Below are 7,820 nucleotides of genomic sequence, written 5' to 3'. Positions count from 1 at the left end.
TTTCTGCAAAAAAATAAACCCAAGTCCATCATTTTTCATTAACTGGAGACTTAGGTTAAATATTCTTATTTGAAATACTAAAATTTTTGCTATGTATCACGCCTTCGATCCCCCTCCCGTCCCCCTTGTCAAGGGAGAAGCCAGATGTTGCTTCACTTTCTTTTGAATGGGAGTTAGGGGGAATCTCCCGTAGCATTCTTTTTCATATTTCATACAGTGGAGACAAAATACTCGAAAGCTAATTTTGCCTAAGTCTAATTTATTTGATTGAAACAGCATCTACATCAACGGTGGTATCAGTAGTAGTTGAGTCTTTATCATTAATATCAGGTGCAACTGCCACATCTTTACCCCGACGTAACTTCATATATTCAACTACCATCTGAGAAACTTCTGCCACTAAGAGAGTTACAATAGCAACATCATCAATTTGTCCGACAACTGGGATAAAATCTGGAGAGATGTCAAAAGGACTTAATACATAAGCCAATGTTCCAGCAATAATCCACCAACGATATTTAGGATTACGGATAGTATTACGATACCAAGTATATAGAGATTGAATGGAAAAACTCATTTAATTATCCTTAAACTTAAAACTTACTTACATTTTTAATAATGGCAGAATTTTAAGCAGTATGGCAGTGTCAGTATCCACCATAGTTTTTACAGAAATTTCTACACTTAAAATTAGGGAATTTTGTGATTGGAGTTTGTAGTTAACCTGTAAGCATTCAGCTATTAGCATTCAGCAATCAGCTTTTGAAGATATTCAAGCAATAACTGAGGTTAGGTTATAACCAATTTCATTAATAAATTTTAATTCTTCTTGGTGGATAATTCCCCTCTAGATTGTATTTTTTTTATTTTGCTTTATCTAAGGCAAAAAAATTAAGCATTCAGCTTTTAGCTGTTTCATAAATAATGAATATACACTGCTCAGGTCAAGGTTAGTTTTTTCCAATACTTTGAATTCTCTTTAAATCTCTCAATACTAACTCCTGCTATAAAGGCAATGAATTAATAGCTGATAGCTGATAGCTGACTGCTAAATGCTTACAAAAAATTTGTCACTCTTTGTAAATAATTTTCCCGGTCTTCTAACATAGGAAAATGAGCTGTATTTGGCATAATAGTTAATTCTATTTTTTCATTTAATTCTGCTGCTTGTCTACCCATTTCTGCGGGAATAATTTGGTCATATTCGCCAGCTACTAATAAAGTAGGTACTGTAAATTTTTTAAATTGTTCTGGTAACCATTCTGTAGCTTCTTTACTTACGGAAGTTAAAACTGTGCCATAGGCAGCATCAAAATCTGCTAATAAAAAGTCTTCTAAAAATGTACGACTAATACTATCTGGCAGAGACTTATATAAAAATCTTGCCATAAATATGCGGCTCATAAATGGAATTTGTACTAGCCATTTGGGGCGAAACATGACTACATAACGACTAAATTTATGAAAGGTTGTAAATGTTTTTTCATCATATTCAAAAATACCGCTACAAGTTAAGATTGCTTTTTCTACTCTCTCTGGATACATATTCAAAAATAAGGCAGCAATAGAACCTCCCATAGAATGAGCATTAATATAAACTTTCTCTAAATTTAAAGCATCAAGTAAAATTGCTAAATCTTCTGCATAGCCTACTAATTCATATTTTTCTGTAGGATTTTTTGAGGATTTTAAAATAGTTTTTTCCTCAGTGGCAGAAGGTTGAGGTAAACATGAACGTCCAAATCCTCGTAAGTCATAAATTAAACAATCAAACTGACTAGAAAGCTCCTTAGCTGTACTTTCCCAATATCTACCAGAACCTCCCCATCCGTGGAGAAATACCATTACTGGTTTTGATTTTTCTGTGGAATTTGATGTCTTTATCCATTCATAGTAATGTTCAACGCCATTAACATTAATATAAGAAGTTTTTTCTGTTGTTTTCACCTTAACTAGCTCCTGCTTCCTGATTAAAATTTTTAATTTAGTTTTTAATTTAGTTAGAGATTATATCGAACTCTGTCTAAATTACAGCACTTTTTAGGATAGTGAGGTACAGTTTTAAAATTAATCTTTTTTTCCCTACTCCCTACTCTGTACGGACGTTGTATGCAACGTCCCTACTCCCTAAAATTTTGTACCTCATCAACTCCAAAACTACTGTAATAAATCTGACTAAAAAATTGAGATAGTTTCATTTCATCTAATTTATTATTTGTTCTGACACCAGTGCAAATATCTAAACCAAAAGGAGAAACTTGTTTAATTGCTGCTGTGACATTTTCTGAGTTTAAACCACCTGCTAAATATACAGGCACATCTACTAATTCCCGGATTTTCTTACTAATATCCCAATTATGAACTTTACCTGTACCTCCTAATTGTTTAATTGGTAGATATTTATTGCCAGAATCTAATAATATTGCATCTACTAATGGAGAGACTTCAACAGCTTCTTTTACCGATTCTTCTCCTGTAACATGAATAACTTGTACAAGAGCAATTCCAGGCATAGCATCTCGCAAGTCTTGATATTTTCCTAATGTAAGATAGTCACATATTTGAATTGTATTTACCTGACACCGACGCTGTTGTTCAATAATTGATTTTACATCCTGTTTACTGGTGAATAAAAAAGTACATACACCTGGTGGAACTATGGCAGAAATTTCTGCTATTAATTCCTCAGAAATCACTCCTATTCCAGAAGGCATGGCAGAAACTAAACCTAAAGCTGAAGCTCCATAAATAATTGCCATTTTTGCTTCTTCAATACTGCTAATACAGCAAATTTTTACTCGCGGTTTTGTTGTTTGTTTCATCTAAAAAAACTAGGTCATTTCAGTTATCAGTTATCAGTACATCTGCAATAAGGAGGCTTGACATCAGGAATAGTCTCTTTTCTGTTGGTCGATGGTCGGCCAGCGAGGAGACCCGCTCTTATCAGAGCCGCTCCGAAGTACGCCATTCCACCCTACGGGAAGCTCCGAAGATCGACCGCTTTTTATCCCTTTAAAAAGCGAGGCTTTAGACCACAATTTTTAGGTAATAGGCAATAGGGAATAGATAATAGCGAAAAGAGATTAGTATTAAACTGTACCTCACTATCCGCTTAGTCAATCCTCTTCTTTTCAAAGAGAGGTAATTATTAATTATTAATTATTAATTATTGAACATACTTCACCATCTGAAAAAGTGCTTAATTCTCCATAGTTTTCTAATATTATTCTGATAAATTCTGCTGCTGTTACTGGTGAAGCTGTTTTTACTTCAATACTGTTTTGATGCAACCACCAACCTGTAGTAGTTTGGGGCGATCGCCAGATTTCCAAATGTTCTACAGATGGATGGGCATAAAAACTTTCATCCACAGTCCCCAAAAGTCCCCAACTCCAATGTGTAAAATAGTCGTGACTCACCTTATATATAGGAAAGTTTCCCTCTACAGGCATTCCCCACCCATCAATAGCAACAAAGGCTTTGACTTGTCCACCCCGTAGTTGCCAACCCCAAGCTGCTCCTACTGCTCCTACTACTCCAGCACTAAAGGCAATAAATAATAGTGGCACATTTTTAGTTAATTGGTTTTTTATCCATAAAAAGTTCAAAATGTCAATAGCAGAATAGGGAGAATAATCTTGAGTTGGACAAATTAACAACTCTCCAGATTGAGAGAGACTTTGCCAATGGACAAATAGTCCCTCCAAGAATTGCTCAGTTAGCTTTGAGTCGTGTATTCCAGGGCAAATTACTATAGTCATCTTGAAGGAAGAAGGAAGAAAGTTAGAAGTCAGGACTGACGCAGAACCGCCATATCTAGTAGGGGAAAATGGCATTTTCCCTCTACAGATAGCGTTTTATCTAATAATTTGTGTAAGTCCTGAAGTTATAAGTTATAAGTCAAAAGTCAGAAGTCAGAAGGAAGAAAGAAGAAGGCTTTAGTTATCTGGGAGAGAACTGAAGGATGGAAAAATCTGGCCTTATCTGAGTTTTCAACTTTTGATCAAAATAATTGGGTCTAAAACGTCGCCTTTTAAGGCAAAATACAGCGCTTCCCATTGTTATAAGGTACACCCCGAAGCGAGCAAGATGCCCGCACTACAATATTTTCATCATTTACCCTGTACCTTGTGAAGTCAAAAGTCAAAAGTCATAATTCAGAAGTAAGAAGGAAGAAAGTTATAAGTTATAAGTCAAAAGTCATAATTCAGAAGGAAGAAAGAAGAAGGCTTTAGTTATCTGGGAGAGAACTGAAGGATGGAAAAATCTGGCCTTATCTGAGTTTTCAACTTTTGATCAAAATAATTGGGTCTAAAACGTCGCCTTTTAAGGCAAAATACAGCGCTTCCCATTGTTATAAGGTCAGGGCAAACGCATCTCGTCAATAAACTAGGGGTAATTATCAATAAACCGGGTTTTATTGCGCTTGTTGACAATAGACTTTCAACATATAGTGTCTATAAAATCAAATAAACACTACATATAGGGAACGGCAAAATAAGATGCGTTTGCCCTGGTTATAAGGTACACCCCGAAGCGAGCAAGATGCCCGCACTACAATATTTTCATCATTTACCCTGTACCTTATTTGCCCGAAATATGCTGTATTTTTGGAACCTTGCTCCAATCCCCTACTTCCCCTCCTGGGAGGGGGAGGGGCGAGGGGTGGGTTAACTTCTGACTTCGTTAAATGTCCCAAGCAAACCTTGAATATTTTATATAATCTCAATTATTGTAGTACCCATCCCCCCGGAGGGGAGTGTTAAACTAACACCAGAGTCTAATTACTCACTATTACTGTTGCACAGAAACCAATAGTGGTAGGAGTAGGTTTGAGAAAAATGTTTGTTTTTTTCAATCATATTTCAATCAAACCTATTCTCAAAAAAAGGATTTTTATACTTGTTTTTTTGACCGAGTATAAGCCAATAAATTGTTTCTGTTGTACATTCTTGTATCAAGTTAATTAATAATTCTAAAATCAAGGGAAAAAACGTGGTTACTACTCCAGAAAAAATTCAACAATCAACAGTTACTCCATCCGATAAAAAAGACAGAGTAGCAGTTTTATTAATGGGATATGGTGAAGTAGAAAGTTATGAAGATTTTGCTAATTATAACGAACAAGCATTAAATTTACTTACTGCTAAATTTGCTCCTGTTCCTACCTGGATATACCCTCCCATTGCCAAATTATTAGCTATTTTTGACTTGCATGAATGGAGTCATCAACATGGTAATTTTATTTCTCCTCATAATGCTATTTTTGAAAGTCAAAGAGCTGGAATTGAAAAAAATCTCCAAGCAAAGTGGGGCGATCGCGTTAAAGTTTTCAAGGCTTTTAACTTCTGCGCTCCCCACTTACCAGAACAAGTATTAACACAAATTAAAGCTGAAGGATTTGATAAATTATTGATTTATCCTTTGCTAGTAGTTGACTCTATTTTTACCAGTGGAATTGCCGTCGAACAAGTTAATGAAGCCTTAGTAAAATTAGCAGATAAGACCGAACATTGGATTAAAGGTCAACGTTATATTCCTTCCTTTTATAACGAACCTGATTATATTAATCTAATGGCAAAAATGGTAGAAGAAGAAATTGCTAATGATTTGGCAGTTGCTCATTTACCATCTCAAATTGGCATTGTTTTAACTAATCATGGTTGCCCTCACGAAGCTAAAGGTTTTACTTCTGGAATTGATGAAAGTCAGGAACTTTATGAGTTAGTGCGGGAACGTTTAATTAATCGTTTTCCTTTAATTTCTGTAGGTTGGTTAAATCACGATACCCCACTAATTGACTGGACTCAACCAGATGCTAAAACTGCTGCTAAAAATCTTATAGAATTAGGTGCAACAGCTATTATATTTATGCCTATTGGTTTTGCTACAGAAAATCACGAAACATTATTAGATGTTGAGCATATTATTGAAGCGATACGTCGCAAATATCCAGAAGTAACTTATCGTCAAATGCCTTGTGTAAACGATCGCCCAGAATTTTTGCAGATGGCTGCTGATTGGGCTAACCTTTATATTGAGGAGTTGTTGAGTGAGAATGCTTTAGCTGTTAATCCTTCTTTAGCAGTGGCACAAGCGAAGAAAACTCATAGTCATAGTCACGGTGGGGAGCATGGACATTCCCACGGTCATCATCACCATCACGACCACGATCATGGTCACCATCATCATCATTAGGAAGAATTTTAGGAGTCAGAATTCAGGAGTGAGAATTCAACAGGAAAATTCTGTATGAGCTGAGATTAATAAATTGGTTTAATATCAACAGGACTTTCGCAAAAAACGAAATTATACACTATTTGTAGGGGTTGACGGCCGTTAACCCCTACTATATTTGGCCAGAACAAGTATTAACACAAATTAAAGCTGAAGGATTTGATAAATTATTGATTTATCCTTTGCTAGTAGTTGACTCTATTTTTACCAGTGGAATTGCCGTCGAACAAGTTAATGAAGCCTTAGTAAAATTAGCAGATAAGACCGAACATTGGATTAAAGGTCAACGTTATATTCCTTCCTTTTATAACGAACCTGATTATATTAATCTAATGGCAAAAATGGTAGAAGAAGAAATTGCTAATGATTTGGCAGTTGCTCATTTACCATCTCAAATTGGCATTGTTTTAACTAATCATGGTTGCCCTCACGAAGCTAAAGGTTTTACTTCTGGAATTGATGAAAGTCAGGAACTTTATGAGTTAGTGCGGGAACGTTTAATTAATCGTTTTCCTTTAATTTCTGTAGGTTGGTTAAATCACGATACCCCACTAATTGACTGGACTCAACCAGATGCTAAAACTGCTGCTAAAAATCTTATAGAATTAGGTGCAACAGCTATTATATTTATGCCTATTGGTTTTGCTACAGAAAATCACGAAACATTATTAGATGTTGAGCATATTATTGAAGCGATACGTCGCAAATATCCAGAAGTAACTTATCGTCAAATGCCTTGTGTAAACGATCGCCCAGAATTTTTGCAGATGGCTGCTGATTGGGCTAACCTTTATATTGAGGAGTTGTTGAGTGAGAATGCTTTAGCTGTTAATCCTTCTTTAGCAGTGGCACAAGCGAAGAAAACTCATAGTCATAGTCACGGTGGGGAGCATGGACATTCCCACGGTCATCATCACCATCACGACCACGATCATGGTCACCATCATCATCATTAGGAAGAATTTTAGGAGTCAGAATTCAGGAGTGAGAATTCAACAGGAAAATTCTGTATGAGCTGAGATTAATAAATTGGTTTAATATCAACAGGACTTTCGCAAAAAACGAAATTATACACTATTTGTAGGGGTTGACGGCCGTTAACCCCTACTATATTTGGTGGTTATGCGTTTTATCTTTTGTATTCTTTGGGAAATAAACTTGATTGTTTGAGTTGAAATTACCGTAAGCATTCAGGCATCAGCTATCAGCTATTCCTACAGAATGCTACGCAAACAGCTTTATAGAATTAAAAGTATGAATAATAGAATTGCCTATTACTTAACCTTAGCAATAAGTGCGATCCACATTTACATTTCCCTCCATATAGTTGAAAATGTAGTATAATATCATGTTAGGATGATCACTTATAATAAAACCAGAATCATTACAGTAGATGTATTCAAAGTTGATGGCCAAAAAGATGGCGATATAGCTGCCGCACTTGCTCCGCCAACGCCAACTACCTTTATGTTCAAGCGATCGCTTATAATTGAATAGCCCTAGTTTGAGGCCACCAATGGAAGCAAGTTAGCTGGACTTTTGGAAAAAAATGTGTTAAAATAGTACCGAATCATTATATAGCA

At 35.7% G+C, this 7,820-nt stretch carries 5 protein-coding genes and 1 pseudogene; 2 read left to right on the top strand and 4 right to left on the bottom strand.

What is annotated here, in order from left to right; all coding sequences use genetic code 11:
* Positions 1 to 259: 259 nt before the first annotated feature.
* From D5R40_RS28220 to D5R40_RS28205, 4 genes are all read right to left on the bottom strand, one after another.
* Entirely contained in the window at positions 260 to 577 is a 318-nt protein-coding gene (locus D5R40_RS28220; protein WP_124147795.1) for a YkvA family protein, read from the bottom strand.
* 479 nt (positions 578 to 1,056) lie between these two features.
* Positions 1,057 to 1,947 (bottom strand): alpha/beta fold hydrolase, encoded by an 891-nt coding sequence (locus tag D5R40_RS28215; protein WP_240039208.1) that lies wholly within the window; start codon positions 1,945 to 1,947, stop codon positions 1,057 to 1,059.
* Positions 1,948 to 2,120: 173 nt separating this feature from the next.
* Positions 2,121 to 2,822 (bottom strand): phosphoribosylanthranilate isomerase, encoded by a 702-nt coding sequence (locus D5R40_RS28210; protein ID WP_124147796.1) that lies wholly within the window; start codon positions 2,820 to 2,822, stop codon positions 2,121 to 2,123.
* A 333-nt stretch (positions 2,823 to 3,155) separates the two neighbouring features.
* The gene (locus tag D5R40_RS28205) at positions 3,156 to 3,836 is read right to left on the bottom strand and encodes a hypothetical protein (protein WP_240041673.1); all 681 of its coding nucleotides are present in this window, start codon (positions 3,834 to 3,836) and stop codon (positions 3,156 to 3,158) included.
* Between the two features lie 1,159 nt (positions 3,837 to 4,995).
* On the opposite strand from D5R40_RS28205, the gene D5R40_RS28200 reads away from it, so the two are divergent.
* A complete protein-coding gene (locus D5R40_RS28200) occupies positions 4,996 to 6,198 on the top strand; it encodes a ferrochelatase (RefSeq protein WP_124147797.1) in 1,203 nt (400 codons plus the stop codon).
* Positions 6,199 to 6,359: 161 nt separating this feature from the next.
* A pseudogene (locus D5R40_RS28195) lies at positions 6,360 to 7,193 on the top strand (ferrochelatase); the annotation flags it as partial.
* Between the last annotated feature and the right edge of the window lie 627 nt (positions 7,194 to 7,820).

It is taken from the genome of Okeania hirsuta, from assembly GCF_003838195.1.
Lineage (GTDB): Bacteria > Cyanobacteriota > Cyanobacteriia > Cyanobacteriales > Microcoleaceae > Okeania > Okeania hirsuta.
Note: the sequence above shows the minus strand (reverse complement) of the source record. Positions and strands in the feature narration are given on the sequence as shown.

Excerpts from the sequence above, each read along its gene's own strand:
- D5R40_RS28220 (WP_124147795.1), bottom strand. The coding sequence starts at position 577 with ATGAGTTTTTCCATTCAATCTCTATATACTTGGTATCGTAATACTATC.
- D5R40_RS28210 (WP_124147796.1), bottom strand. The coding sequence starts at position 2,822 with ATGAAACAAACAACAAAACCGCGAGTAAAAATTTGCTGTATTAGCAGT.
- D5R40_RS28205 (WP_240041673.1), bottom strand. The coding sequence starts at position 3,836 with ATGCCATTTTCCCCTACTAGATATGGCGGTTCTGCGTCAGTCCTGACT.